Origin of the sequence: Sulfurimonas sp. HSL-1716 (assembly GCF_039645975.1) — a bacterium.
GTDB classification, from domain to species: domain Bacteria; phylum Campylobacterota; class Campylobacteria; order Campylobacterales; family Sulfurimonadaceae; genus Hydrocurvibacter; species Hydrocurvibacter sulfurireducens.
On record NZ_CP147918.1, the window covers coordinates 616,541 to 642,208 of the forward strand.

The 25,668-nt window shown below is 42.4% G+C and carries 29 protein-coding genes; 19 read left to right on the forward strand and 10 right to left on the reverse strand.

Going from position 1 to position 25,668, the window contains the following annotated elements; genetic code table 11:
* Position 1 precedes the first annotated feature (1 nt).
* Genes dxs through WCY03_RS03280 form a run of 7 tightly spaced genes read left to right on the forward strand, consistent with a single transcriptional unit; the run spans position 2 to position 8,077 of the window.
* The gene (gene dxs / locus WCY03_RS03250) at positions 2-1,831 is read left to right on the forward strand and encodes a 1-deoxy-D-xylulose-5-phosphate synthase (protein WP_345994058.1); all 1,830 of its coding nucleotides are present in this window, start codon (positions 2-4) and stop codon (positions 1,829-1,831) included.
* Between the two features lie 4 nt (positions 1,832-1,835).
* Positions 1,836-2,093: a hypothetical protein gene (locus WCY03_RS03255; RefSeq protein ID WP_345993562.1), complete on the forward strand. Its 258-nt coding sequence runs from the start codon at positions 1,836-1,838 to the stop codon at positions 2,091-2,093.
* Positions 2,094-2,144: 51 nt separating this feature from the next.
* The gene (locus tag WCY03_RS03260; protein ID WP_345993563.1) at positions 2,145-4,124 is read left to right on the forward strand and encodes a bifunctional diguanylate cyclase/phosphodiesterase; all 1,980 of its coding nucleotides are present in this window, start codon (positions 2,145-2,147) and stop codon (positions 4,122-4,124) included.
* A 14-nt stretch (positions 4,125-4,138) separates the two neighbouring features.
* Positions 4,139-6,238, forward strand: coding sequence for a 5-histidylcysteine sulfoxide synthase (gene ovoA / locus WCY03_RS03265; RefSeq protein WP_345993564.1), 2,100 nt, complete (start codon positions 4,139-4,141; stop codon positions 6,236-6,238).
* Positions 6,235-7,413 (forward strand): PatB family C-S lyase, encoded by a 1,179-nt coding sequence (locus tag WCY03_RS03270; RefSeq protein WP_345993565.1) that lies wholly within the window; start codon positions 6,235-6,237, stop codon positions 7,411-7,413. Before ovoA ends, WCY03_RS03270 begins: the two co-directional genes overlap by 4 nt.
* On the forward strand, positions 7,410-7,652 hold the full coding sequence (locus tag WCY03_RS03275) for a hypothetical protein (protein WP_345993566.1): 243 nt from the start codon (positions 7,410-7,412) through the stop codon (positions 7,650-7,652). The genes WCY03_RS03270 and WCY03_RS03275 overlap by 4 nt, the downstream gene beginning before the upstream one ends.
* Positions 7,652-8,077, forward strand: coding sequence for a pyridoxamine 5'-phosphate oxidase family protein (locus WCY03_RS03280; RefSeq protein ID WP_345993567.1), 426 nt, complete (start codon positions 7,652-7,654; stop codon positions 8,075-8,077). The genes WCY03_RS03275 and WCY03_RS03280 overlap by 1 nt, the downstream gene beginning before the upstream one ends.
* Here WCY03_RS03280 and WCY03_RS03285 read toward each other — a convergent pair.
* Entirely contained in the window at positions 8,046-8,234 is a 189-nt protein-coding gene (locus tag WCY03_RS03285; RefSeq protein ID WP_345993568.1) for a uracil-DNA glycosylase, read from the reverse strand. The genes WCY03_RS03280 and WCY03_RS03285 overlap by 32 nt on opposite strands.
* A gap of 109 nt (positions 8,235-8,343) precedes the next feature.
* Between WCY03_RS03285 and WCY03_RS03290 the strand changes: the two genes are divergently transcribed.
* The 3 genes from WCY03_RS03290 (at position 8,344) to WCY03_RS03300 (ending at position 10,898) form a co-directional block, all read left to right on the forward strand.
* The gene (locus WCY03_RS03290) at positions 8,344-9,030 is read left to right on the forward strand and encodes a dUTP diphosphatase (protein ID WP_345993569.1); all 687 of its coding nucleotides are present in this window, start codon (positions 8,344-8,346) and stop codon (positions 9,028-9,030) included.
* Positions 9,031-9,093: 63 nt separating this feature from the next.
* Complete coding sequence (locus WCY03_RS03295; RefSeq protein ID WP_345993570.1) at positions 9,094-10,326, forward strand: glutamate-5-semialdehyde dehydrogenase; 1,233 nt, start codon at positions 9,094-9,096, stop codon at positions 10,324-10,326.
* Positions 10,323-10,898 carry an ATP-binding cassette domain-containing protein gene (locus tag WCY03_RS03300; RefSeq protein ID WP_345993571.1) on the forward strand — a complete coding sequence of 192 codons (576 nt, stop codon included), beginning with the start codon at positions 10,323-10,325 and terminating at the stop codon, positions 10,896-10,898. Before WCY03_RS03295 ends, WCY03_RS03300 begins: the two co-directional genes overlap by 4 nt.
* Here WCY03_RS03300 and crcB read toward each other — a convergent pair.
* Genes crcB through WCY03_RS03335 form a run of 7 tightly spaced genes read right to left on the reverse strand, consistent with a single transcriptional unit; the run spans position 10,891 to position 15,978 of the window.
* Positions 10,891-11,286, reverse strand: coding sequence for a fluoride efflux transporter CrcB (gene crcB, locus WCY03_RS03305; RefSeq protein WP_345993572.1), 396 nt, complete (start codon positions 11,284-11,286; stop codon positions 10,891-10,893). The genes WCY03_RS03300 and crcB overlap by 8 nt on opposite strands.
* Positions 11,255-11,953, reverse strand: coding sequence for a lysophospholipid acyltransferase family protein (locus WCY03_RS03310; protein ID WP_345993573.1), 699 nt, complete (start codon positions 11,951-11,953; stop codon positions 11,255-11,257). The genes crcB and WCY03_RS03310 overlap by 32 nt, the downstream gene beginning before the upstream one ends.
* Entirely contained in the window at positions 11,931-13,028 is a 1,098-nt protein-coding gene (locus tag WCY03_RS03315) for a hypothetical protein (RefSeq protein ID WP_345993574.1), read from the reverse strand. The genes WCY03_RS03310 and WCY03_RS03315 overlap by 23 nt, the downstream gene beginning before the upstream one ends.
* The gene (gene purQ, locus WCY03_RS03320; RefSeq protein WP_345993575.1) at positions 13,025-13,699 is read right to left on the reverse strand and encodes a phosphoribosylformylglycinamidine synthase I; all 675 of its coding nucleotides are present in this window, start codon (positions 13,697-13,699) and stop codon (positions 13,025-13,027) included. Before purQ ends, WCY03_RS03315 begins: the two co-directional genes overlap by 4 nt.
* A complete protein-coding gene (gene purS / locus WCY03_RS03325) occupies positions 13,696-13,938 on the reverse strand; it encodes a phosphoribosylformylglycinamidine synthase subunit PurS (RefSeq protein WP_345980571.1) in 243 nt (80 codons plus the stop codon). Before purS ends, purQ begins: the two co-directional genes overlap by 4 nt.
* Positions 13,939-13,940: 2 nt before the next feature.
* Entirely contained in the window at positions 13,941-14,654 is a 714-nt protein-coding gene (purC, locus tag WCY03_RS03330; RefSeq protein ID WP_345993576.1) for a phosphoribosylaminoimidazolesuccinocarboxamide synthase, read from the reverse strand.
* 7 nt (positions 14,655-14,661) lie between these two features.
* Positions 14,662-15,978 carry a S41 family peptidase gene (locus WCY03_RS03335; RefSeq protein ID WP_345993577.1) on the reverse strand — a complete coding sequence of 439 codons (1,317 nt, stop codon included), beginning with the start codon at positions 15,976-15,978 and terminating at the stop codon, positions 14,662-14,664.
* A gap of 182 nt (positions 15,979-16,160) precedes the next feature.
* On the opposite strand from WCY03_RS03335, the gene WCY03_RS03340 reads away from it, so the two are divergent.
* Together WCY03_RS03340 and WCY03_RS03345 are read left to right on the forward strand one after the other, a co-directional pair.
* Positions 16,161-18,740, forward strand: coding sequence for an AAA family ATPase (locus WCY03_RS03340; RefSeq protein WP_345993578.1), 2,580 nt, complete (start codon positions 16,161-16,163; stop codon positions 18,738-18,740).
* A gap of 25 nt (positions 18,741-18,765) precedes the next feature.
* Entirely contained in the window at positions 18,766-19,113 is a 348-nt protein-coding gene (locus WCY03_RS03345) for a hypothetical protein (RefSeq protein WP_345993579.1), read from the forward strand.
* Here WCY03_RS03345 and WCY03_RS03350 read toward each other — a convergent pair.
* Positions 19,110-19,634, reverse strand: a complete 525-nt coding sequence (locus WCY03_RS03350; RefSeq protein WP_345993580.1) for a hypothetical protein — start codon at positions 19,632-19,634, stop codon at positions 19,110-19,112. The genes WCY03_RS03345 and WCY03_RS03350 overlap by 4 nt on opposite strands.
* 124 nt (positions 19,635-19,758) lie before the next feature.
* Here WCY03_RS03350 and rpmH point away from each other — a divergent pair, with 124 nt between their 5' ends.
* The 7 genes from rpmH (at position 19,759) to ruvX (ending at position 24,983) form a co-directional block, all read left to right on the forward strand.
* Entirely contained in the window at positions 19,759-19,893 is a 135-nt protein-coding gene (rpmH, locus tag WCY03_RS03355; RefSeq protein ID WP_345980577.1) for a 50S ribosomal protein L34, read from the forward strand.
* A gap of 14 nt (positions 19,894-19,907) precedes the next feature.
* Positions 19,908-20,225, forward strand: a complete 318-nt coding sequence (gene rnpA / locus WCY03_RS03360; RefSeq protein ID WP_345993581.1) for a ribonuclease P protein component — start codon at positions 19,908-19,910, stop codon at positions 20,223-20,225.
* Positions 20,218-20,544, forward strand: a complete 327-nt coding sequence (yidD, locus tag WCY03_RS03365; protein WP_345993582.1) for a membrane protein insertion efficiency factor YidD — start codon at positions 20,218-20,220, stop codon at positions 20,542-20,544. The genes rnpA and yidD overlap by 8 nt, the downstream gene beginning before the upstream one ends.
* Before the next feature lie 2 nt (positions 20,545-20,546).
* Positions 20,547-22,145, forward strand: a complete 1,599-nt coding sequence (yidC, locus tag WCY03_RS03370; RefSeq protein WP_345993583.1) for a membrane protein insertase YidC — start codon at positions 20,547-20,549, stop codon at positions 22,143-22,145.
* Positions 22,138-23,070 carry a Jag N-terminal domain-containing protein gene (locus tag WCY03_RS03375; RefSeq protein ID WP_345993584.1) on the forward strand — a complete coding sequence of 311 codons (933 nt, stop codon included), beginning with the start codon at positions 22,138-22,140 and terminating at the stop codon, positions 23,068-23,070. The genes yidC and WCY03_RS03375 overlap by 8 nt, the downstream gene beginning before the upstream one ends.
* 173 nt (positions 23,071-23,243) lie before the next feature.
* A complete protein-coding gene (gene mnmE, locus WCY03_RS03380; RefSeq protein WP_345993585.1) occupies positions 23,244-24,587 on the forward strand; it encodes a tRNA uridine-5-carboxymethylaminomethyl(34) synthesis GTPase MnmE in 1,344 nt (447 codons plus the stop codon).
* Positions 24,588-24,983, forward strand: coding sequence for a Holliday junction resolvase RuvX (gene ruvX / locus WCY03_RS03385; protein ID WP_345993586.1), 396 nt, complete (start codon positions 24,588-24,590; stop codon positions 24,981-24,983). It begins immediately after the preceding gene.
* Here ruvX and WCY03_RS03390 read toward each other — a convergent pair.
* Complete coding sequence (locus WCY03_RS03390) at positions 24,970-25,602, reverse strand: hypothetical protein (protein ID WP_345993587.1); 633 nt, start codon at positions 25,600-25,602, stop codon at positions 24,970-24,972. The two genes, ruvX and WCY03_RS03390, sit on opposite strands and share 14 nt — an antisense overlap.
* Positions 25,603-25,668: the final 66 nt, after the last annotated feature.

The window sequence follows — 25,668 nt, forward strand, 5'->3', positions numbered from 1 at the left end:
AATAGATATAAAATCGTACAATATAGAACAGTTAAATAGATTATGTAAAGATATCAGAGAAAGAATTTTAGAGGTTGTCAGTAAAAACGGCGGGCATCTGAGCTCGACACTGGGTGCGACCGAGCTCATAGTCGCAATGCATAAAGTTTTTGATTCGTCAAAAGATCCTTTTATCTTTGATGTCTCCCATCAGGCATATGCGCATAAATTGCTTACCGGCCGCTGGAAAGAGTTTGACACGCTCAGAGAGTTTGACGGAATCAGCGGATATACAAAACCGTCTGAAAGCAGCGATGATTATTTTGTCGCGGGACACAGCTCTACATCTATATCGCTTGGTATCGGCGCAGCAAAAGCCATCGCTCTTAAAGGGGAGCAGAACGAAAGAGTTCCCGTCATTATGATAGGAGACGGCTCTATGACCGCGGGAATGGTTTACGAAGCGCTAAACGAGCTTGGAGAAAGAAAGTATCCGATGATCATCATTTTAAACGATAACGAGATGAGCATTGCATCTCCGATAGGTGCAGTCAGCCGCATGCTGAGTTCGGCGATGGCATCTCCGTTTTATCAAAAGTTTAAAAAAAGAACAGAGCAGTTCGTAGACAATTTCGGTGACGGCGCGAGATATATAGCAAAAAGGCTTGAAGAATCTTTGAAATTGATCACACCGGGGATCATGTTTGAAGAGATGGGCATAGATTATATAGGACCCGTTGACGGGCATGACCTAAAATCTATCATCGATATCCTAGAACGCGCAAAAGGGATGAAAAAACCCGTTATCATCCATGCACAGACCTTAAAAGGCAAAGGTTACGAGATTGCCGAAGGCAAACATGAGAGATGGCACGGTGTAGGGCCTTTTAATATCGAAAGCGGTGACAGTTATAAAAAATCACCCGCAAAATCAGCGACTCAGATATATACCGAAGCACTTTTGCATGCAGCGGCGCATAACGACAAGATCGTGGGTGTCACGGCTGCTATGCCGAGCGGAACGGGATTAAGCGAACTGATGGAGAAATATCCGGAACGTTTTTGGGATGTTGCCATTGCCGAACAGCATGCGGTCACATCGATGGCGGCGATGGCAAAAGAGGGTTTTAAACCTTTTTGTACCATCTACTCTACATTTTTACAGCGCGGTTATGATCAGATCATCCATGATGTCTGTCTGATGGGCGTACCGGTAGTATTTGCTCTTGACCGTGCCGGAATAGTCGGTGAAGACGGCGAGACCCATCAGGGAGCTTTTGATATCAGTTTTTTAAGAGCAATACCCAATATGACCCTGCTGGCACCTTATGATGAGAGATCCTTTCATCAAGCCGTAGGTTTTGCCTCGACGTATGATCGTCCATGCGCCATCCGTTATCCAAGGGGATCTTTTATGGAGTGCGAACTGCCCGATTCCGCTCATTTTGAACTCGGAAAATCCCAGCTTCTTAACAGTGGCGAGGGCGACATACTCTTCATAGGCTACGGTAACGGCGTGGGACGCGCATACCAGACCATGAAACTGCTTGAGAGAGAAATTTCGCTGCTGGATCTGCGTTTTGTAAAACCGCTTGATACGGTGATGCTGCGGGATTTGGCCAAGAAGCATACGAAGTGGTTCGTCTTCAGCGACAGTTCAAAAGCGGGCGGAGTGGGCAGCGCTATTTTAGAGTTTTTGTCCGAAGAGGGGATCTCTGATGTCGAAGTAGTAAGTTTTGAATATGAAGACGATTTCATAAAACACGGCAACACGTCTTTAGTGGAAAAATCTCTTGGTATCCGTCCCGAACAGCTTGCAGAAAAAGTAAAGAGTACATTGAAAAAGGATTGATGTTATGAGGTTTTTATCGAAGTTTCTGTTCGTATTGATTCCTTTGGCACTAAGTGCCGATAGCGTAGAACAGCTTGCCGCCGATATGAACCTTTTAGCCGGGACTAAAGCTACGACGCAGTGGCAGAGAATTTTTTCGAGTTATAAAAAACAGCTGCAGTACGGTATAAATAATTTAAACGAGATCGAAAAGATGCGTTTAAAAGAGTATCTTATAAAGCATGCCGCCGATTCCGATCAGCCTGTTATCCCGGGATTGTGATGAAAAAGATCGTTTTTTTTCGATAAGCACGGATGCCGGATTTGAGAAGCCATGAAGTTTAAAAGAAAACTCTATCTATACGTGTCCATCGGAATGGCTTTTATGGCTGTCCCTTTGTATCTCAGTATTCAAAGTATGAAGTCGACAAATAAGATCATCGATTTCATAGTAAACGAACAATTCAGACTCTCAGAACTTGCATACAAACTGGATAACGACATCAAGATAAACAATTCCGATGTCCTGACTGCCATTATATTGAACAATCAATCAACAAGAGACAATCTTCAAGACTCTTTTACAAATATAAAAAACGACGTGGACAACGTGGGCAGATTTTTAAAAAATATCGATATCGAGCATGACAAGCTGGCTGAAAAGATCGATATTATCAGACGCAGAGTGGTCGGTTATGAAGCGGTGAATCAATCCATCAACGAGGCGTTAAACAGCAATAACACAGAAGATATAGAAGACGCTTTGCTTGGATTTAGCAAGATAAACAAAAAGTTCAGCGAAGATACGAACGCTTTGCTAGCGCTGGTGAAAAATGAACTTCAAAAAGATATACATAATCTCAGAGCTACCAATGCCGATATGAAATTCAGGATATTTTTATCGTTCAGCGTTTCGTTCTTGATTATCTTCTTTTCCATATATAAGCTTATCGCATTGAATTCTAAAGCAAAGACACAGCTCAAACGTGCCGAAGACGCGGAAAGAGAACAGAGATATCTCAAAAGCGAACTCGCAAAGTATAACGACGATTTGGAAAAAGAGATCGAGAAAAAAACAGAGGAGCTTCACTCCAAGATATATACAAGCTATTTGAGTGGACTGCCCAATAGGAATCAGCTGCTTTTGGATATGCAGGAGACCGATTTTATATACATGGCAATACTCGATATCGATAAATTTCAACAGTTCAATGATATTTACGGTGAGGATACGGGAAATATAGCGCTGCGGATGAGTGCCGATTTTATAAATAAATATATATCAAAAGACGGCTACAGACTGTACCATATCACAGGAGACGAGTTTGTCATAGCTGTAGAAAAAACCAATCTTTCCAAGATCGATTTTATCACCGCGATCGAGCAGCTTCTTGAAGAGTATAAACATAATGAGTTTCGATACGAAGATGAAAAATTCAATCTCATCATGAGTGCCGGGCTCTCTTTTTCCGGTGCCTCGAAGATGCTCGCTTATGCCGATATGGCTTTAAAAAATGCCAAAAAGAAAAATATCTCTCTAGGGATATTTGAAGACGATAAAAAAATAGAAGAGGAGCATATCAAGATAATCGAGTGCTACAATATTCTTTTGAGATCTTTTGAGAACAATACGGTAATATCCTATTTTCAGCCGATACTGCCGCTTAAAGATAAAACAAAACCGAAAAAATATGAATCTCTCGTAAGAATTATGGAAGAGGGTAGGATCATGGCTCCTGTCACCTTTATCGATGTGGCCAAAAAGCACAGGCTTTACCAAAAGCTTACGCAGGTAGTGGTGGAAAATACACTGGATGTCATTCAAAAATATAAGATACCATGTTCCATAAATATTTCCGTCGATGACGTGATAAGCAAAGCCACTTTGGAGTTCATCTATAAAAAGCTTGATAGTTTTGAGTATAATAACCTCATAACTATCGAGCTTTTGGAGACCGAAGACTTTAAAGATTACGAAGAGGTCTTGGAGTTTTGTAAAAAGATCAGGTCATACGGTGCAAAAATAGCGTTGGACGATTTTGGGAGCGGATATTCCAACTTTTCGCATGCGCTTAATCTTCCTATCGACTACATCAAGATAGACTCTTCGATCATATCCAACATCGACAGAGACAAGAACTCCCAGATAATGGTCGAGACCATAGTGGACCTGGCGCAAAAGATGAAGGTGGAGACGATCGCGGAGTTTGTATCTTCGGTAGAGATACTCGAAACGGTAAGATCGCTCGGGGTAGATTATGCCCAAGGTTTTTACATAGGAAAGCCGGAGCCGATCACGTATTATATAACATAGCAAAAGGCAGAGTTTTGAACAGATATTACAGTTATCCTCCTACACTGACGGACGATGGCGATAAACGTGAAGAGATACGCAGGTATTTTCATAACAGTTATGATATGTTTGAAAAGGTTTTTGACCTTTTAAAAGATGAAAGTGTCTTTTACAGGCAATCCGAGCCCTCCCGCCATCCTATGATATTTTATTTCGGTCATACCGCAGCCTTTTTTATAAACAAGCTTGTGATTGCGGGGATCATCAAAGAGCGGATCAATCCCGAATTTGAATCGATCTTTGCCATCGGCGTGGACGAGATGGTTTGGGATGATCTTGACGAAGAGCATTACAGATGGCCCAAAGTAAGCGAAGTACGACAATACAGAGACAAAGTAAGAGAAGTCGTCGATGCTCTTATCACCGACCTTCCCCTTACATTGCCCATAAAATGGGAAGATCCTTTTTGGATCATACTGATGGGCATCGAACATGAGCGCATACACATAGAGACATCTTCGGTCCTTCACCGTCAGATGCCCATAGAGTTTATAAAAGAGGTAAAAGAGTTCGATATCTTTGATGACGGACGGGAAGATTTTCCTTTAAATGCCATGGTAGACATCAAGGGTGCTGCGCTGCGGCTTGGAAAAGATTTCAATCATCATCTGTACGGCTGGGATAACGAATACGGAACGTTTATGTGCGGAGTAGATGATTTTAAAGTCTCGAAGTTTCTGGTAAGCAACGGTGAATTTTTGGAGTTTGTAAAAAGCGGCGGTTATGAGGATGAGACGCTTTGGGATGAAGAGGGTTTGAAATTCCTGCAGATAAGAGGTGCGAAATATCCTCCTTTTTGGGTCAAAACAGAGACAGGCTTTAAATACAGGACTATAAGCAGGATCGTAGATATGCCAAAGAACTGGCCTGTCGACGTTAACGCTCTTGAAGCGCAGGCGTATTGCAGGTATATCTCCAGACGCGACGGCATTACATATTCGCTGCCGAGCGAAGCTCAATGGTACAGACTTTATGAGCATGCCGGATTGAAAGACGTACCGAGCTTTGATGATAAAAATGCCAATATCAACCTTTCTCATCATCTTTCCTCCTGCAGTGTGGACAGATTCTCTTTTAACGGCGTTTATGACGTCGTGGGCAATGTATGGCAGTGGACGGATACGCCTATAGACGGATTTAGCGGCTTTAAAATTCATAATGCCTATGACGATTTCTCTACTCCTACGTTTGACGGCAAGCATAATCTCATAAAGGGCGGTTCCTTCATAAGTACAGGAAATGAGATCATGAAGCATGCCCGTTATGCCTTTAGAAGACATTTTTATCAGCATGCGGGTTTTAGATATGTCGTAAACTCTATGCAAAACGATGAGAAAAAAACGGATATATATGAAAGTGACGAGCTTGTATCCCAGTACTGCGAGTTTCAATACGGAGACGAATATTTCGGAGTAGAAAATTTTGCCCTTGCCTGCGTAAAACAAGCTTCGGCATATATAAAAAACAGGACAAAAGCATTGGATCTAGGATGTGCGACGGGAAGAAGCTCTTTTGAACTTGCGGCTTATTTCGATGAGGTCGAAGGGGTTGATTTTTCTGCCCGTTTCATCTCCGTGGCTACAAGATTGAAAGAGGAAGGGTACATAGCGTATCGTTCAAAAGAGGAGGGTGATCTCTACAGTTTAAAAAGAACCACTCTCAAAGAGCTGGGCTATGAAAATGTAAAAGATAAAGTGAGTTTCTGGCAGGGTGATGCCTGCAATCTTAAACCCAATCTGAACTCTTATGACCTTATTATGGCGACAAACCTTATCGACAGACTTTATGATCCTGGACTCTTTTTGCAAACGATCGGTACGAGATTGAACAAAGACGGGCTATTGATCTTGACCTCACCTTATACATGGCAGGAGAGTTCTACGGCTAAAGAGCTTTGGCTCGGCGGATACAAAGACGGCTTTGGCAACGAGATACGAACCATCGATAATCTTAAAAAGATCCTTGCCGAAAAATTTGAGTTCATAGATATGCGGGAGATCCCTTTCGTTATAAAAGAAACGGCTAGAAAATATCAGCATACGATCTCGCAGATGAGCGTGTGGAAAAAAAGATGAAATACGATTTTTTTGTATCTTCAAATAGAGAAGGGACGAATGCCGAAAAATATGTTCTAAGAGAAAAACTTTTCGGCAGGAGCGATCTCATCCCTATGTGGGTTGCGGATATGGATATAGATACGCCTCCTTTTATCATAGAAGCCTTGAAAAAGCGGCTCGAGCACCCTAACTTCGGATATGAAGAGGCCCCTTCGTCTATGTATAAAGCGCAGATAAAGTGGATGAAAAAGCATCACGGCATCAGTTTTGAAGAGAAGGATATGCTTTATTCTCATTCGGTCGTAGCAAGCATTAATGCGGCCATTGAAGCCTTTAGCGGCGAGGGTGACAAGATAATCGTACAGACACCCGTCTACCCTCCGTTTTTTAAGAGCGTGGTCCGTCATAACAGAAAAGTTCTGTTTAACCCTTTGAAAAGAGAGGAAGACGGAATGTATGTTTTTGATCTAGACGACCTGCTTTCAAAGATAGACAAAGACACGAAACTTCTGCTTTTGTGCTCTCCGCATAATCCGGTAGGGCGGGTCTGGAAAAGAGAGGAACTTGAAAAGATCGCGCAGATATGTCTCAAACATAACATCGTTGTTTTTTCCGACGAGATACACAGCGACCTTGTATATGCGCCTAACAAACATATCCCTTTTGCAAGTCTCGGCGAAGATGTAAGGAATATCACGTTGACGGCCCTCGGCGCGGGAAAAAGTTTTAATCTTGCAGGGTTTGCCATAAGCACAGTTGCGATCTCTAATGAAAATTTGAGGGAAAAATTTAAAAAAGTATATGACAATATACATTTCGCCCAAGGAACGATACTCGGGCATACGGCTACACAAAGTGCGTACAGTGAGGGTGAAGAGTGGCTCGGCGAATTAAAGACGCATCTTATGAAAAATATTTCGCTTTTAAGTGATATTTGCAAGAAATATAATGATAAAATCTCATTTATCGTTCCCGAAGGTACCTATTTGGCATGGCTGGATTGTTCTAAAATGGGATTTAGCGACAAAGAGCTAAGAGATTTTTTTGTAAATAAAGCCGGGCTCGGTCTGTCTTCTGGCATCTCCTTTTCAAAAGAGGGAAGCGGATTTATGAGGTTGAACTTTGCAGTATCCGCGCAGATAATGAAAAAGGCCATGAAACAGTTAGATGAAGCATTGGGGGAGGTTCTATGATAGAGATAAACTGGGAAGAATATAAGATACACAAGCAGACAAAGTTTATAAAAGACAACGAAAAAGACAATTTTGATATCTTGATAGATTTTTTAAGAAGCTACTATAAAATAACGAGCGTCGTCGAGATATTCGATACGATAAACCAGGATGAGATCGGAAAAATGATGCTCTTGAAAAGAGAGATAAACGAGATTGAGCTTTTTGAGAAGTATCTCTATAAAGATATAAAGTTTTAATGAACAAGCATTTAGAAAAGATCGTCTCTTTTTTAGAGAAACATCATACCCTTTCGCTCGCTACATGCAAAGAGGGTGCACCCTCTTCATGTACCCTTTTTTATGCTTATGATAAAGAGAAGAACGCTTTCATCGTGGCGTCGGATAGAAAAACAAAGCATATTCAAAACGTCCTGTCAAATCCGAAAGTATCCGGAAGCGTTCATCTTGAGACCGATATCGTCGGAAAGATACAGGGTGTCCAGTTCGAGGGAGTGATGCTTACATGCGAAGATGAAGCAAAGAGTTATTTTAAAAGATTCCCCTATGCTTTGGCTATGAACCCGACTCTTTGGCGCATTGAGGTAGAGTATTTTAAGATGACCGATAATAATCTCGGATTCGGAAAAAAACTTATTTGGGAGAAGGCGCAGGCTTCTGTCTGAAAAACGAACATTCGACCCCGCTGCTCTGTTTTACCACCATTGAAGGGATCATCTTGGATTTGAATCCGTACGCTTTGCACCCATGGGGCTGCGAAGAGTTCCAGGTAACATAGTAGTAGATACATCTTCTGCAATTGACACGCTGCATAACACTCATTCTTCTCTTTTTACAAAATTTTATCATATTATAAAGCAACGAGACTTAGGTAATAATCTTTTTATTAATAAATCAGTAGAATACAGCAATAGTTTTTTAAAGGTTAGAGATGGACAAGATATTGATGATGTTACAGCTGCAGCAGCAGTTAAATGATTCGACAAACGGTGAAAACTGGACAGAGGGCATCACGAAAAACGGCAAAGAGATAAACTGGAAGAGATGTATATACATGGAGTGTGCCGAGATGATAGACAGCTTTTCATGGAAACATTGGAAGAACATATCGCAAGATCCCGACTGGGACAACTTGAAGATAGAAGTCGTCGACGTGTGGCATTTTATTATGAGTCTTGCCATTGAGGAGTATGCCAAAAACATGCGCGGTCAGTTAGAGGATCTAGCAGCACAGATCGCGGAACTTCCGGCGTATGAAACGGTACAAAGAGAGAACTCTTCATTTGCTTCGCAGAGTGAAATAATAGAAAAGGTCGAACTTTTGATGATCGACGCGCTCAGCCGCAAAAGCCCGGACATCTCGAATATGGTAAACCATTTCTTCGAACTCGTCACTATGAGCGGACTTGATATCACGAGTCTGTATCGACTGTATGTAGGGAAAAATATATTGAACCAGTTTCGTCAGGATCACGGCTACAAAGAGGGATCGTATATCAAGATTTGGAACGGGTCGGAAGATAATGTTATAATGAAACGTATCTGGGAAGAGAACGGCGATATAAAACCTGAACTTTTATACAAAAAACTAAAAGAGGTCTACGACACTTTGGTCTAAAGACCGATCTCATATCAAAACTACTGTTTTATTCGGTATGAGAAAAAAATGAGAGGCGTTAATATGGAAAATTTTTTAAAAGAGGCAAAAGCATCAAGTCGGGTTCTAAACGAACTCAGCGGAGCGGATAAGAACAGGATACTGCGAGAGATGGCCAACTCTCTTCGTTCAAATACGATGAATATCATAGAAGCCAATGCTTTAGATATGAGAGAAGCCGATGCGAACGATCTTTCGTCCGCTTTAAAAGACAGACTTTATCTTGATGAAAAGCGCATAGAAGCGATGGCAGTCGCCGTTGAAGAGATAGCGGCATTGAAAGAACCCGTCGGGCGCATACTTGATGGCTGGGTGACGGAAGACGGACTGAAAATAGAAAAGGTTTCCATTCCTATCGGCGTTATAGGGATCATCTATGAATCTCGTCCGAACGTCACAAGCGATACCGCAGCCCTCTGTTTCAAAAGCTCCAATGTCTGTGTACTAAAGGGCGGAAAAGAAGCGGAAAACTCCAATGTCGCCATCGCTGAAGCACTAAGAGGAGTATTGGCTAAGAACAACCTGCCAAGATCCATGGTCTCTCTTCTGCCTGATTCTTCGCGCGAAGGTGTCGCAAAACTCATCAAGATGGACAAATATGTCGATCTGATCGTTCCCCGCGGCGGAGAAGGGCTTATCCGCTATGTAAGCGACAATGCCACCGTTGCCGTCGTCAAACATGACAAAGGGCAGTGTCATACCTATATCGACAAGGATGCGGATATAGAAGATGCGATCAAAATCGCAATCAATGCAAAAGTGCAGCGTCCGGGTGTTTGTAATGCCATGGAGACGCTTTTGGTCGATAAAGAGATAGCAAAAGACACGCTTCCTAAGCTCAAAGAGGCGTTCGATGCAGAAGGAACATCGCTTAAAGGCTGTGTTTCGACTCAGGAGATCATCACGGTCGCACAGGCAAGTGACGAGGATTTCGATACGGAGTATCTTGCCAATATCCTTAACATAAAAGTAGTCGAGGGAGTAGAAGGTGCGATCGGGCATATCGTAAGATTCGGTTCGGGGCATTCAGAAGCCATTATCACGCAAAATGTCACGACTGCCGAAAAGTTCTTAAACTCGATCGATGCGGCCGCGGTATATCTCAATGCGTCTACAAGGTTTACAGACGGCGGGGCATTCGGTTTTGGAGCAGAGGTCGGTATCAGTACGAACAAGCTTCATGCCCGCGGACCTATGGGCATAGAGGGACTTACGACATATAAATACAAAATATACGGAAGCGGTCAGATACGTTGAGTGAAAAAGTCCTGCATGTAGAAGATCTGACTTTCGGGTACGGCAGAGACAAGCTGCTGTATAAAGACTTTTCTCTGTCTCTGCACAAAGGAGAGATAAAAGCGATCGTAGGGGAGAGCGGAGCAGGCAAATCCACGCTTTTTGAGCTGATCCTCGGTAATCTAAAACCGCATAAGGGAACGATCACCTGTTTGAATGTTTCTCAAGTCTTTCAAGATCCATACAGCTCTTTTCATCCAAGCTACAAGATAATCGATCAGATAAAAGACGTAGCCGACATAAAAGAGATTCAGACCTATCTGGATGCGATGAACCTTGAATCTTCACAGCTGCATAAACTTTCTCATGAACTTTCCGGCGGACAGCTGCAGCGTGCTTCTATTATCAGAGCATTGCTGATGAAACCGAAACTTCTGCTCTTAGACGAACCGACATCCGCACTTGATAATGTGATCCAGCTTGACGTGATGAAGATGCTTTTGACCCAGCTTTCGGATATGGGGATGCTTCTTATCACTCATGAGATCGATCTTGCGGCATGGTGTGCCGATGAGATCATAAGGATCAGTTAGCCGCGTCGATAAAGTATTTTGCGGTATAAAACCCGCCGCCTGCCATAAGGACGGTTCCAAAAACGTTTAATCCCATATTGAGGAATGCAAGAGTCAGGCTTCCCCTTTCAATAAGCATAAAGCTTTCGATCGCGAAAGTGGAGTAGGTGGTAAGTGCTCCGAGTATACCCGTGGAGAGAAAACTCTTTATATGCAGAGAGAAAAATGCAGTGTACATGAAATATGCCACAAGCACACCCATGATGAAGCTTCCTATGAGGTTTACGCCCAGCGTCCCAAAAGGAAGGTCATGCGGCACTCTGTGAGAGATCACTCCGTTTAAGTATGATCGCAGGACAGCTCCTATAAAACCTCCGCTACCTATTGCCAGTATTGTTTGCCAACTCATCATCGTACACCTTTTGCATCTTTATTCTAAGATTGTTCAACCACTCGGCATCGTCTTTATCTGCAATAAACGAGTCTAAGAATATCACCTTGACCTTTTTTGGTTTGTAGTAATATTTTTTTATATTATAGCAGGATGATGTTGCGATAAAGACTACCGGCTGGACGCGAAGAGCATATTTGTCCGCTACCATCTTTGCACCCGGCTTAAAAGGCAGCATCTTTCCCGTGGTACTTCTTGTCCCTTCGGGAAAGATAGTTATGACTCTGCCTTTATCAAGCCTGTCCTTGCTTGCTTTTAGCAGTTTGACAAGCGAGCTTTTGCTTTCACGCTCGATAGGAATGTCGTTTGGCAGACGAAGGGTAAGTCCGAAAAAGGGAATATCGAAAAGCTCTTTTTTTGCGACCCATGCCAGATCTCTTGAAGATGAAAGTTCCATAAGAGCAATATCGAGATCGCTTTGATGGTTGATCAAGAACATCTGCGCATGAGGATCTTCTTTGCCTTTTTTTTCAAACGACCAGAGTGTCAGCAGCTGTATGAATCTTACAGCGATTTTCTGTGCTTTTGGCTGTGGAACCAGTTTAAATATCGCTATCATCAATGCCATAGCGGTAAATATTATGAAAGTGGCGTATGCCCAGCTAATTCGAGCAAATATCTTCATTATTGACCCATCCGATCTTGTTATTGTCTAGTTTTATTTTTTTGTATCCCTTTGTAGTGCCTTCTACTTCGAGATAGTTTTTTGCAGGCAGCTGCTCAAAAACAGTTCCGTTCTTTAAGGGAAGCAGGTATATATTCGAACCCTCTTTTACACATATTATCTGTGAGGGTTTCAGGGCATATACGATATATCCTATCGGTATTATCAAAAAGATAAGATAGATATATTTTTTCTTCCAGAGTACCAAGATCAATAGAACTACCAGAACAAAAGCCGCCGCCGCTATTTTGATCTTTGAAAACTGCTGGTCTTTTGGTTTGAGGTCGCTTTGAGTGGTTACTCTGTCATCATCTACGACTACGGGAAGAGATATCTTTTTAAATCTTTGTTCTTGAAGATTGAAATATGAAAACGTAAAGTTCTCGATATCTTTTCTTATGATCGCATAGTAGGTCACTTTCGGACTCATAAAGTTGTTGTCAAGCGATTCGATCCCCTGTTTTGCTACATTGTTTATATGGAAATTCGAAAGATCGCTTCTTGCTGCTACGGCCGTGAAAAGGACGATGTTGAAGTTTTTGTCATAGCTCGTGATCTTGTAGTTGGTTATACTGAACGAATCGGCAATAATATTGGAAAAAGTGTCTTTTGGATTTAGGGTGATGACATTAAGGTCTTGCCCTTTGAGCCTTGTCGTCGTCGGGTAGGGAGCACCGTTGGCATCTGAGACCGAAGCTATGAAATCGGGAAGTATGGCATCGTTTTTTTCAGCTTGAAAGTAAAAAGTATCATAAAAATACTTTCCGTTTTTGGTATGGCTTGAACTCTCTTCGATGAGGTTAACGCCGCTGCCGTTTTCAAAAGAAAAAGTGATCTCCTGATAATTGGGTTTTGTCGAAAGAGATTTGATCGTCACGGGAAATATCTCTCCGTTGATGACTCTTTGCGGAACGGAATCGTAAGAGAGATATACTACCTTCGGGTTTGTCTGCTGCGTATCTTGAGACTGTACGATAGCGTCTTGTGCATAGGAGAAGCAGAAGATGAGCGAAACAAAGAGTATAAAGCGTATCACGCGCTTAAAAATCCTTCTAGCATCTTGATCCCGTCGTCGCTTCCAAGAAGAGATTCCATGGCGCGTTCAGGGTGGGGCATAAGACCAAATACGTTTTTGTTCTTGTTACAGATACCCGCTATAGAGTCTACAGATCCGTTAGGATTTGAGATCTCGCCGTCTGCATCCGTATATTTTAAAAGAACTTGATTATTCGCGTAAAGCTCTTTTAGACCCTCTTCGTCTATGTAGTAGTTTCCGTCATGGTGTGCGATAGGAACATTCACGACATCATCCACGTTTAGTTTTTCCAAGAATATATTATCGTTGGATACGACTTTTAGATGGTGATGACGGGAGATAAAGTGAAGCTTGTCGTTTCTCTTTAAGGCGCCAGGAAGCAGTCTGGACTCGGTAAGTACCTGAAAGCCGTTACAGATACCGAGCACTTTTCCGCCTTTGTTCGCATACTCTTTGACGGCTTTCATGATAGGTGAAAACTTGGCAATAGCACCGCTTCTAAGATAGTCGCCGTAGCTAAATCCGCCTGCGACTACGACAAGATCAATATCGCTTGGCAGAGATTCATCCTTGTGCCAGACCACTTCCGTATCGGCACCGAGTTTTTTAAACGCGTAAACCGTGTCGTATTCACAGTTCGTACCTGGAAATTGCAGTACCGCTACTTTCATTTTATAAGCTCGATATCATAATCTTCGATGACTGTGTTGGCAAGCAGGTCTTCACACATCTTTGTAACCTCTTCGCGTGCTTTGTCATGATCCTCGGTATCAAGTTTTAAAACTATCTGTTTTCCCACTCTGACATCTTTGATCCCTTCGAAATGAAGGGAATCGAGTGCATGGTGTACCGCTTTTCCTTGAGAATCCAATACACCGTTTTTTAGAGATATGTTCACAATTGCTGTCATTTTTATTTTCCTAATATTCTATTTAAAACTTCTTCGTAGGCTACTTTAAGTCCGCCCAGACCCTGGCGGAAACGGTCTTTATCCATTTTCTCGCCTGTTTTTGCGTCCCAGAAACGGCAGTTGTCCGGAGAGATCTCATCGACAAGGATAATATTTCCGCTGCTGTCTTTTCCAAATTCCAGTTTGAAATCCACAAGGTTCAAGCCTTTGTCGGCAAAGTAAGGGCGCAGGATATCATTTATCTGTCTTGCCATGCGGCGGATCTTGTCAAGTTCGTCCTGGAACTCGACAAGTCCGAGTATCAAAGCGTGCTGATCGTTTAGTTTCGGATCGCCGAGTGCATCGTTTTTGTAATCAAATTCGACCAAAGTGAACGGAAGAACTTTTCCGTCTTCGATGCCGAGATTCTTGCTCAGGCTTCCCGTCGCGATATTGCGCACGATGACTTCGATCAGGATAACGTCGACTTTTTTATGCAGCATATGGTTGTCATCAAGCATCTTTACAAAGTGAGTTTGAATGCCGTTTGCCTCAAGCAGTTTGAAAAGCTCGGTAGAGATCTTATTGTTTAGAGCTCCTTTACCCGTTTCGCTCGATTTCTTTAGACCGTTGAACGCAGTTAGATCATCTTTAAATTCAGAAATTACCAAATCTTTGTCATCTGTCGTAAACAGTTTTTTAGCTTTCCCTTCATAAAGAAGTTCACGTTTTTCCATGTTTATTCTATCCTTTTGTTATGATTAATGCTTTTATTATTCCGACGGCTTCTTTGAGCTGAAGGTCTTTTTGAAGCTGTTCTTGCGTTATGATGTGGTCTTTAGACTCTTTTTTCGTATCTTTTTTTACGACTTTGCCCGAATCTTTTTGCAGCTCTTTTTTAAGATGCTCTTTAAGGTCGGCTTCTTTTATCATAAACTCGTTAGTGCCTTGTGTTTTCACTTCACCCTGGTCTACTTCGATATCAGGCGTGATACCGACGGCTTGTATGGTACGTCCGCTCGGCAGATAGTATCTGGCGATAGTCAGCTTTATCGCTTCGTCTTCGGAGATCGGAAGTACGACTTGAACGCTTCCTTTTCCGAAACTTTTCTTACCTACAATGACGGCACGTTTATGATCTTGAAGAGCACCCGTTACGATCTCCGATGCGCTTGCGCTTCCGCCGTTGATTAAAACGACTATCGGCATCTTGGTGATAGTAGCGCTCGATGTGGCATTGTAAACTTGATTTTCTGATTTCGTACGTCCTTTTTGCGAGACGATAACTCCTTTGTCCACAAAAAGATCGACAAGCCCGACAGCCTGATCGAGCAAACCGCCCGGATTGTTTCTAAGATCTAGAATGATCCCTTTGTCTTTTTTCTTAAATCTGTTAAGAGCTCTCTTGACACCGTCGACGACTTTTTTGTCAAAACTTGTGACCCGTATATAGAGAATATCGTTATCTATCTGTTTTGTATATACCGATTGGATCTTTATATTTCCTCTTACGATATGGATATGCAGAGGCTTTGCTTCGCTCTTTCTTACTATCGTTATATCTATCGGCGTTCCGACCTTTCCGCGCATAAGCGAGACCGCGTCGTCGATGGTCATGTTCAGTGTCGATTTATTATTGATCTTTAAGATGATATCTTCGGCTTTGAGCCCCGCTTTGTCCGCAGGGGTGCCTTCAATAGGCGCGATCACGGTCAAAACACCGTCTTTCATGCCTACTGTGATACCCAGACCGCCAAATTCTCCGTCCGTCTGAACTTTTAAATTTTCGAAACTTTTTTTAGTTAAAAATGTGGAATGCGCATCAAGGTTGGTCATCAATCCTTGAAGGGATTTGTCTATAAGCTCTTGAAGCGTTATGTCATCGACGTTATATTTTTCAACGATTCCTAAAACTTTAGTGAATTTTGCCAAAGCTTGTAGTCTTGATGCTTCCTTGGTAGGTTCTTGCGGAACTGTCGCAAAAAGCGATGTAGAGTATAATAAACTAAGTGCGGCAGCCGTTGAGATGAAACCCATTGTAAGAAATTTTTTATTTAGCATTATATACCTAGCTTGTGTTGAATTTTAAGATTGGATATTATACTTAAAACTCATTTACATAACAATAAATTTCGGTACAGCCCGAAAAAGTTACTTTTCTATTATGAAAATAGACTAAAATAACTTGACAACGATAGACTCAATTAGATATAATTTTTTATCTTTAAAGCAAAGGTAGACAAATGAATAATATTTTTGAAAAACTAACACATAATATGACACAGGCCATTGAATCATCGATATCGTTGGCTTTACACAATAAAAACATGGAGGTTGACCCGACACACTTCTTATGGGCGCAGCTGACGAATACGAACTCTGTTTTAAATCAGGCGTTGAATAAAATGAATGTCGATAAAACGGCGATAGAACTGGACATAAAAAGTATAGCGGGTAAGTTCCCGACGTCGTCGTCGGTAAACAAAGAAAATATAAAGCTTTCTAAAAAATTTGTAGATTCTCTTCAGCGCGGTGCGGGAGAGATGACCAAAAACGGCGATTCGTTCTTGGCGGTAGACAGCTATATCATCGCGAATCTGAACGAATCTCCGTTTAAAGAGATCATAACCAAATATGTAGATACAGTGGATCTGACAAAAACGCTTGAATCGTTTCGTGCGGGACAGAAGATAGAATCCCAAACGGCGGACGAGAATCTTGAAGCATTGTCAAAATACGGCATCGATCTTACAAAAGAAGCAGCGGAGGGAAAACTCTCTCCGGTGATCGGGCGTGATGAGGAGATCAACCGCGCGATGCAGATTCTGATCCGCAAGACGAAGAACAATCCGATCCTTTTAGGCGAACCCGGCGTCGGAAAGACTGCTCTTGTCGAAGGTCTTGCTCAGCGTATTTATAACAAAGAGGTACCTCTTTCTCTTCAAAACAAACGTGTCATAGCGCTTGATATGAGCGCTTTGATCGCGGGAGCAAAATACCGCGGAGAGTTCGAAGACAGACTCAAGGCAGTCATAGAGGAGGTAAAGCAGAGTGCCAACATCATTCTTTTCATAGATGAGATACATACGATCATCGGAGCAGGTGCAAGCGAAGGCAGTATGGATGCGGCAAACATCCTAAAACCGGCACTTGCGCGCGGCGAACTGCGTACCATCGGCGCCACCACTTTAAAAGAGTACAGAAAATATTTTGAAAAGGATGCGGCGCTGCAACGACGTTTTCAGCCTGTGAGAGTGGATGAACCCAATGTAAATCAGGCGCTGCAGATCCTTCGCGGAATAAAAGAGAACCTTGAAGCGCATCATAATGTAACCATTACCGATTCTGCACTTGTGGCAGCGGCAAAACTGAGTGAGCGCTATATAACGGACAGATTCCTGCCGGATAAAGCGATAGACCTTATCGACGAAGCCGCCGCAGAGCTGAAGATGCAGATAGAAAGTGAACCCAACGCGCTGGCTTCCATAAAGCGTAAGATCCAAGAGCTGCATGTAGAAAAAGAAGCGCTTAAAATGGAGGAATCAGCAGCAAATACAAAACGTATCGAAGAGATAGATAAAGAGCTTGCCGATACGGAAGAGGAAAAGCGCTCTTTAGAGTCCCAGTTCAATCATGAAAAAGAGATATTCGAACGCATCGCGGTTATCAAGTCCGATGTCGAAGCGAAAAAACGCGAAGCCGAGACGGCAAAAAACAGCGGTGATTACAATAAAGCCGCCGAAATAGAATACGGTGTGGTCCCAAAACTTCTGGAAGAGGAGAAATCGCTTCAAGAGAAATGGAAAGAGATGCAGCGTGAGGGAACGCTCCTTAAAAACAGCGTCGACGAAGACGCGATAGCTTCTATCATCAGCAGATGGACGGGTATCCCTGTCAACAAGATGCTTCAAAGCGAAAAAGAGAAGATCTTGCATGTTGAAGAGGAGCTTAATCTATCGGTCATCGGTCAGGAACGTGCGACGCATGCCGTGGCCCGGGCTATAAAAAGAAACAAAGCCGGACTTAGCGATAAGAACAGACCGATAGGCAGTTTCCTTTTCCTCGGACCTACGGGAGTCGGAAAGACGCAGACGGCCAAGACGCTTGCCAAATTCCTCTTTGACACCGAAGAGGCGATGGTGCGCATAGATATGAGCGAATACATGGAAAAACATGCCGTTTCACGTCTGGTAGGAGCGCCTCCGGGATATGTCGGGTATGATGAAGGAGGTCAGCTCACAGAAGCGGTACGCCGCAAACCGTACAGCGTCGTGCTTTTGGATGAAGTGGAAAAAGCGCATCCCGATGTGTTTAATATCCTGCTTCAGGTGCTTGATGACGGACGTTTAACGGATAACAAAGGTGTTACGGTCGATTTTACCAATACGATAATCATCATGACGAGCAATATTGCAAGCGATAAGATCATGAGTCTCAACAGCGATTATGAGAAGATGCAAGATGCGGTGATGGGCGATCTGAAAACAGCGTTTAAACCGGAGTTTTTAAACAGGCTTGACGACATAATCATATTTAACCCTCTTGGAAGCGAGCAGATCAAGGGTATAGTTGATCTTTTCTTCAACGAAATAGTCGCAAAAGTACAAGAGAGAGATATAACGATCAGTCTGACCGAAAATGCAAAAACGTATATATCCGAAGCCGGATTCGACCCGGTTTACGGTGCAAGACCGTTAAAACGCGCATTGTACGAGATAGTAGAGGACAGGCTGGCGGATCTGATACTCGGCGGCGAAGTCGTCGAGGGCTCAAATGTCGTATTTGACGTGAAAGGCGATGAGATAGACGTCAGGGTATCGTAAATCAAAAAAGGGTTATAATTTCTGCATGAAAATAATATCTATACTTGCGGCAGTTTATATCTCTTTGATGGCATGCACGGGTGATTGTCTCAGCTGCCATCCGAAACTGCTTCCTACTATTCATCAGGATACACGTCATAAGCCGATGCTTACCTGCATAAAATGCCATTCTGCAAACCCCGACAAGATGGCGGATTGCGGAAGTGACTGTTTTGCTTGCCACAGTATAAAAAAGATAGAAGAAGCCAATGTTGTCGAACATAAAGTGATACGCGGGTGCAGAGACTGTCATATGAAATTAAAAAAAGAGCTGTTTTCCGCGCCTCCGCAGCAGTCGGTAAAACAGCCGTTGAAAGATTTCCTGCTCAATTAAGCATATAAAGCTTTGACTGTTTTGTCGAAATCGCTTAGAGTTTTTTTCAGCAGTTTTTGAGCTTCATCGAACACTTTGTTGATGTCTTTGACACTTTTTGCCGCTTTGTCGAACATATCTACGATACCGTTTTTGGCATAATTCTTCGTATCTTGATCTTTTGTGCTCACCGGTAAAAAAATATCCGATATCTGCTTGGCTATTTTACTAATAGGCGATTTTTGTTCGCCGCTGTCCAGTTCTTTCATGTATTTGTCTATATAGGGCTGCGCTATCTTCATTAGATTTTGGATCTCTTTTTTATCCTGCTCGTTCAGACCGTTGCCCTGGATAGAGAACTGAAATGACTGCATGGATGAAAACGAGAGCGAGTCTTTTGTTCCGTTTTGACCCTCTTTATGGTTCATGGAGAGGTTTTGTTCATTTGAAAAATCCATTTTTATAACATCGCCGCTGGATGTTCTCATCATAATGTTCAGATCATGCGATCTGTACGCGTCCAATGCAAAAGAGTTGTTCATAAAAAGTCCTGTATACAAATATTCTTTTGATATATCGGCAGATTCCCTCTTTTGTGAAGCTTAACCGATATTTAAGTAATATTTTTGTACCATTGCGGACTTAAATTTTAACAGAGGATCTGGCATGAAAAGAACATACCAACCGCATAGTACACCACGCAAGCGTACTCATGGCTTTAGAACTCGTATGGCTACAAAAAACGGCCGTAAAATAATCAATGCTCGTCGCGCTAAAGGTCGTAAATCATTGACTGTTTAAGTCATTTTTCATTATTGAAACAGCATAAAGAGTTTCAATATATCTACAATAAAGGTAAAAATGCGCACTCAAGCAGTGTCGTTCTTTTTTATCTCAATGCTAATGGAGCGAAGAAAGTAGGTTTTACCGCCAGCAAAAAAGTCGGCAATGCGGTTATCCGAAATCGTTCTAAAAGAAGATTTAGAGCTCTCTTTAGCGAATACTCCTCCTTTTTAAATGACGGAACATATGTTTTTGTCGCCAAAACAGCTTTAAAAGAAACATCATACCTTTCGCTCAAAAACGATTTTAAAAAAGTATTGACAAAAGTTGGTGCTCTGGGCAATGATTAGAAAACTCCTTTTATCTTTTTTACGCATTTATCAAAGATTTTTCACGTTAATCGGATACGGAAGTTGTAGATATTACCCAACTTGCAGCGAATATGCCAAATGGGAGTTTGAAAATAATAAAATTTCAAGTGCTTTTTACCACACTTTGACTAGAATACTCAGATGCAATCAGCTTTTTGAAGGCGGGATAGATTATCCAGTGTTGAATAAACTCTCTTTAAAGCCCAAAAAACTGAGTGTTGATACTATAAAATATTGGTTGGTTCCAAATAAAAAAAACCAGTTTTATATAATTAAAAATTTTGCTTTTAAAGGGTAGATGTGTTTGACAAATTGACATCAAATCAGAGATTATTAGTGGCCGTCGTGCTATCGTTTGTGTTTTTTATAGGGTATACTACAATATTTCCGCCGAAGTCCGCGAAGCCGGAGAGTAATGCGACCATGCAGCCAAGCAGCAGCAAAGAGGTTGCCGTCAAAGAGAAAAAAGCTGTCATTGCCGATGAATCGGTTAAGCTTGACAATAGTTTAAAAACAGGAAATAAAGGCGATCTGATAACTATCAAATCAGAGAACTTTGTTCTTAAGATAGATACGTTGGGGCGTATCTCTTCGGATCTGCTTTTACAAAAGAAATACGACAAGAGCGAAGGGCAGCATGCCGAACTTGTCGATTCAAGCAGTGTAAAACCGCTTCTCATAAGATTTGCCGACGACGCACTGAACCAAGAGGCCGTAAAGACTCCGTACAGCAGCGACCGCTCGGAGATCGTACTTGCAGACAAACCTGAGACCGTCGTTTTGACTCAAAAGCTTTCCGAGTTGACCGTAACAAAGACCTTTACGTTCTATAAAGACGGTCATTATGACGCTAAAATCTCTTTATCCAAAGATGCGCGTTATTATATAGACTTAGGTCAGCGTCCGCGTGTCGAGAAAAAGATGATGACGGTCGCCGGGGCGATGGTCTACTACGGTGAAGGGAAAACGACGATACTCAAAGACGGCGACGTCAAAGGCCGCTCTACGTTTACGGATGTTCATCTTATTTCGGCGTTCGATCAGTATTTTGCAAACGTCATCTACGGATTTGACAAAAACCTCAATATCTTGGCCGACAGCGATGCAAAAGAGGATCCGCGCGTTTATATAGACGCATCAAAAGAGATCGTCTTTAAAGGATACATCGGACCAAAGACATACAGGACGCTAAAAGCGATCGATCCTGTCTTGGTAAATGCGATAGAGTACGGTTGGTTCACGTTTGCTTCCCGTCCGATGTTCGTGGTTCTTTCATGGCTACATTCTATATTCGGCAACTGGGGATGGGCTATCATAGGCCTTACCGCACTGGTCCGTCTGGTCTTGTATCCGCTTACATACAAAGGCATGGTCTCTATGCAGAAGATGAAGCAGATAGCTCCTAAGGTCAAAGAGGTTCAGGCAAAATACAAAGGCGACCCTCAGCGAACCAACGCAGCCGTTATGGAGCTCTATAAGAAACATGGTGCCAATCCGTTAGGCGGTTGTCTGCCGATGGTCTTACAGATTCCTGTGTTCTTCGCAATGTACCGCGTATTTTTGAATGCTCCCGAACTTCAAGGCGCTCCTTGGATCCTTTGGGTGCACGACCTTTCACGCATGGATCACCTGTTCATATTACCGATCCTTATGGGTGCAACGATGTTCTATCAACAGCGTATCACGCCGAGTAATTTTACAGACCCTATGCAAGAAAAAGTGTTTAAATTCCTGCCGGTTATATTCACTTTCTTCTTTGTAACCTTCCCTTCGGGTCTGGTTCTTTACTGGTTTGTCAACAACCTCTTCTCGATAGCGCAGCAGTATATGGTAAATAAACAGTTTACGACGGTAGAAGCGGTAGTTGTAGAGAAGAAACCGGAGAAAAAAGATGATTAAAATCGAATCGGCTACTTTGCAGGATGCTTATGAAAAAGCAGCTATGCATTTTAGCTGCTCCGTTACGGAACTGCAAGTAGAGGTATTGCAGCATCCGAGTTCAGGATTTTTAGGATTCTTTAAAAAAACGGCGATCATCGTTGCCTCTTGCAAAAACGATTTTGCAAAACCACAGCCTCAGTTAAAAGCAAAAAAAGAGACTTCAAATACAAAACCGGAAAAGCAAAAACACGCGGAAGAAAAAAAAGAGATACAGCAATCCAAAGGTAAACAGAAAAACTTCACGAAACAAAACATTTTAAACGATACAATTCTCCCTACTTCATTTGTCAGCGGTCAGGACGATGAATATTATGAAGAAGAACTTTCAGCCCAAGAGTATAAAAACAGCTACAGCAATGATATGGACAAAAACTATTTTTCCGACAGCGAGAACGAAAGAAACATAGAAGAGATCTATCTGATTGATGAGATCGTACCTGTCGTAAAACAGGAGATAAACAACCTTTTTAAAGATATCTGTTTCGATATAGAGGCTATAGAGGTAAAGGCTTATGATCCGTCTACTCTGTTGGTCGAGATAACGGGCGAAGACTCGGCTCTGTTGATCGGTAAAGAAGGGTACAGATATAAAGCGCTTTCATATATGATCTTTAACTGGATAAACTCAAAATACCAGCTGCAGCTTCGTTTAGAGATAGCGGAATTTTTGAAAAATCAAGAAGAATCCGTATCACGTTATCTTGTCGGGGTCTGTGAAACTGTCGAGAGGGAAGGGCGTGCGCAGACGAAGATCCTTGACGGCGTTTTGGTCCAGATAGCTCTAAAACAGCTTCGCAGTACCTATCCTGATAAATATGTAGCGATTCGTTCGACCCGCGACGGACTCAAATTTATCATTATCAACGATTATAACGGATATTAGAACTCATCTCAAAAATCCAAGCATAGGTAAACAGAGATGTTTTTTTGGTTTAATCAAGGCAGTTTTTTGAAGCCCTAGCCACAGCTAAGGCAAAAAAAACTAACGCGGAGTGGAACAAAAAACACTCTGCCCAACTATTTATATAATGCTAGGATTTATGAGAGGAGTTCCAAATGAACGATACCATCAGTGCTGTCGCTACGGCACATGGGATAGGTTCTATCGCTATCATAAGGCTCAGCGGCGCCGATGCGCTTGATATTGCAAAAACACTTTCAAAGAGGTCCGGTTTTAAAGTCAGACATGCGACCCTTACACCCCTATACAACCAAAAAAACGAACTCATAGACGAAACGATCGTCATATATTTCAAAGCTCCTCAAAGCTTTACCGGAGAAGATATTGTCGAGATACAGTGTCATGGAGGGATGATAGTCGCCCAGCTCATCCTTAAAGCTACGCTTGATGCGGGTGCGAGGCTCGCAGATCCGGGAGAGTTCTCAAAGCGTGCTTTTTTTAACGGCAGGATAGACCTGAGCGAAGCCGAAGCGATATCCAAGCTCATCGAGGCAAAAAGCGAAGATGCCGCGAAAATTTTGGCTGCCCAGATAAAGGGTGCGCTAAAGAACTATATAGAAGAGATCCGCGATGAGATGCTTCATATCCTTGCGTATTCGGAGGTCAGTATCGACTATGCCGAAGAGGATCTGCCTAAAGATCTGATACAGCAGATAATCGCCAAGCTCGATGCTTTACATACAAGCTTGACAAAAACACTCCGTGCAAGCGAATCAAGACAGGGATTGATGCAGGGTTTTAAAGTCTCTATCATCGGTAAACCGAACGTAGGTAAAAGTTCCCTTTTAAATATGCTCTTAAACTATAACCGCGCCATAGTCAGCGACATAGCGGGAACGACGCGCGATACGATAGAGGAGCAGGTAAAGATAGGTACGCACCTGATCCGCATCATAGACACCGCAGGCATACGCGATGCAAGTGACGAGATAGAACGTATCGGTATAGAACGCTCCATAGAAGCGATAGAGAAAAGCGAGATAGTCGTGGCTCTTTTTGATAATTCAAGAGAGTGTGACGGTGAAGATGACGTGATACTCGAGTGGCTGGAAAAATATAAAGATTCCAAAGAGATAATCGTCATTGTAAATAAAGCCGATCTGCCGTGCAGGTTCGATCTTTTTAAACTTAAGAGATACGATTATATAGAGCAAAACTCAAAAGAGAGCGCAGAGCAGCTGGTCGGTAATCTTGAAAAGATAATGGACAAAAACAATATCTCAGACGAGATGATGCTTATCTCCCTGCGTCAGATAGAAGCCGTCAAAAAGACGCTCGGATCGATAGAAGAAGCAAAAGAACCTCTTGTTGACGGGGAACTGGAGATATTCTCGTTTCATATTACAGAAGCGATCAATGCTATGAGCTCGATCACCAGACCATATGAAACCGACGAGATGCTTGATAAGATGTTTGGCAGTTTCTGTTTGGGAAAATAGGTGAAGTATATCGCTATCGACCTCGGTCTCAAACGCATCGGTCTTGCTTATTCTCCGGATGCAAAGATGATCACGCCTCTTAATGCTGTAGAGCGGAAAAACCGTTATCAAGCAGCAAATGAGGTAAAAGAGATATTAAAAGAGTGGGATGCGCAGGCCGTAGTGGTAGGTATTCCCATGGGTGGAAGTTCTGAAGATGAGATGCGCCGCCGTGTGGCTCATTTTATGAATCTTGTTGATTTTAAGGGTGAAATTTTTTATCAGGACGAAAGCAACTCATCTCTTGAAGCCGAAGAAATAATGAAGGGACAGATGCGGTATAAAAGAGACGGAAGGGTGGATTCCGTCTCTGCCATGATAATACTTGAGAGGTTTTTAAGAACTAAAGAACCTTAAAATATTCGGCAGCTTCCAGCTCGTCGTCTGTCAACTCATCTTCGGCAAAGGCATCATCCTCTGCTATCATCTTCTTTATTTTTTCTTGGCAGTATTTGTAGAGCGTCTCGTATGCGTTGTTATTGTCATATACGAATCCAAGACCGCTGAACTGATACGGTTCATCCTGTTCGATGCAGATCAAAGTCCCGTCGCATTTTTCTTCTAAAATCTCTACGAGGTCGCGGTAAGAAATATTGAACTCGGTTGCATGCCAGCCTATCTCTTCGAGGTCTTTATCGGAAAATTCGGAGATCCCGTCACCCGTCGTGTCATCGTAAGACGCTCTTAATGCGTTGAGTCTGATGATCTCCTGCCATGCCGGAGAAGCTTTGATGAGAACTCTGTCATCATCTATCACTATTCTCAGATCTTTTCCAAGAGCGCTTTCTATGTCGATAGCTGTGTTTTGTGCAGGGGCGTGCGTTCCTTCATAGATAAGTATCTCACCGGCGTCAAAAGGTGTAAAGACCGCTTTGCCGTGAATATTGATACCGAATGTTTTTTCCGAGTTGATAGCTTGTAAGAGTTCGTTTTTCGATATGACTATGATCTCGTTAAAAAGATTGAACTTTTTCATCGTGTCCTCTACCTTTTTTGTCGAATTATACTTAGTAATAAATACAATATTCTTAAATAATTCCCG

Excerpts from the sequence above, each read along its gene's own strand:
- WCY03_RS03255 (WP_345993562.1), top strand. The coding sequence starts at position 1,836 with ATGAGGTTTTTATCGAAGTTTCTGTTCGTATTGATTCCTTTGGCACTA.
- WCY03_RS03260 (WP_345993563.1), top strand. The coding sequence starts at position 2,145 with ATGAAGTTTAAAAGAAAACTCTATCTATACGTGTCCATCGGAATGGCT.
- WCY03_RS03270 (WP_345993565.1), top strand. The coding sequence starts at position 6,235 with ATGAAATACGATTTTTTTGTATCTTCAAATAGAGAAGGGACGAATGCC.
- WCY03_RS03275 (WP_345993566.1), top strand. The coding sequence starts at position 7,410 with ATGATAGAGATAAACTGGGAAGAATATAAGATACACAAGCAGACAAAG.
- WCY03_RS03280 (WP_345993567.1), top strand. The coding sequence starts at position 7,652 with ATGAACAAGCATTTAGAAAAGATCGTCTCTTTTTTAGAGAAACATCAT.
- WCY03_RS03285 (WP_345993568.1), bottom strand. The coding sequence starts at position 8,234 with ATGAGTGTTATGCAGCGTGTCAATTGCAGAAGATGTATCTACTACTAT.
- WCY03_RS03290 (WP_345993569.1), top strand. The coding sequence starts at position 8,344 with ATGGACAAGATATTGATGATGTTACAGCTGCAGCAGCAGTTAAATGAT.
- WCY03_RS03295 (WP_345993570.1), top strand. The coding sequence starts at position 9,094 with ATGGAAAATTTTTTAAAAGAGGCAAAAGCATCAAGTCGGGTTCTAAAC.
- crcB (WP_345993572.1), bottom strand. The coding sequence starts at position 11,286 with ATGAGTTGGCAAACAATACTGGCAATAGGTAGCGGAGGTTTTATAGGA.
- WCY03_RS03310 (WP_345993573.1), bottom strand. The coding sequence starts at position 11,953 with ATGAAGATATTTGCTCGAATTAGCTGGGCATACGCCACTTTCATAATA.
- purQ (WP_345993575.1), bottom strand. The coding sequence starts at position 13,699 with ATGAAAGTAGCGGTACTGCAATTTCCAGGTACGAACTGTGAATACGAC.
- purS (WP_345980571.1), bottom strand. The coding sequence starts at position 13,938 with ATGACAGCAATTGTGAACATATCTCTAAAAAACGGTGTATTGGATTCT.
- purC (WP_345993576.1), bottom strand. The coding sequence starts at position 14,654 with ATGGAAAAACGTGAACTTCTTTATGAAGGGAAAGCTAAAAAACTGTTT.
- WCY03_RS03335 (WP_345993577.1), bottom strand. The coding sequence starts at position 15,978 with ATGCTAAATAAAAAATTTCTTACAATGGGTTTCATCTCAACGGCTGCC.
- WCY03_RS03340 (WP_345993578.1), top strand. The coding sequence starts at position 16,161 with ATGAATAATATTTTTGAAAAACTAACACATAATATGACACAGGCCATT.
- WCY03_RS03345 (WP_345993579.1), top strand. The coding sequence starts at position 18,766 with ATGAAAATAATATCTATACTTGCGGCAGTTTATATCTCTTTGATGGCA.
- WCY03_RS03350 (WP_345993580.1), bottom strand. The coding sequence starts at position 19,634 with ATGAACAACTCTTTTGCATTGGACGCGTACAGATCGCATGATCTGAAC.
- rpmH (WP_345980577.1), top strand. The coding sequence starts at position 19,759 with ATGAAAAGAACATACCAACCGCATAGTACACCACGCAAGCGTACTCAT.
- yidD (WP_345993582.1), top strand. The coding sequence starts at position 20,218 with ATGATTAGAAAACTCCTTTTATCTTTTTTACGCATTTATCAAAGATTT.
- WCY03_RS03375 (WP_345993584.1), top strand. The coding sequence starts at position 22,138 with ATGATTAAAATCGAATCGGCTACTTTGCAGGATGCTTATGAAAAAGCA.
- mnmE (WP_345993585.1), top strand. The coding sequence starts at position 23,244 with ATGAACGATACCATCAGTGCTGTCGCTACGGCACATGGGATAGGTTCT.
- WCY03_RS03390 (WP_345993587.1), bottom strand. The coding sequence starts at position 25,602 with ATGAAAAAGTTCAATCTTTTTAACGAGATCATAGTCATATCGAAAAAC.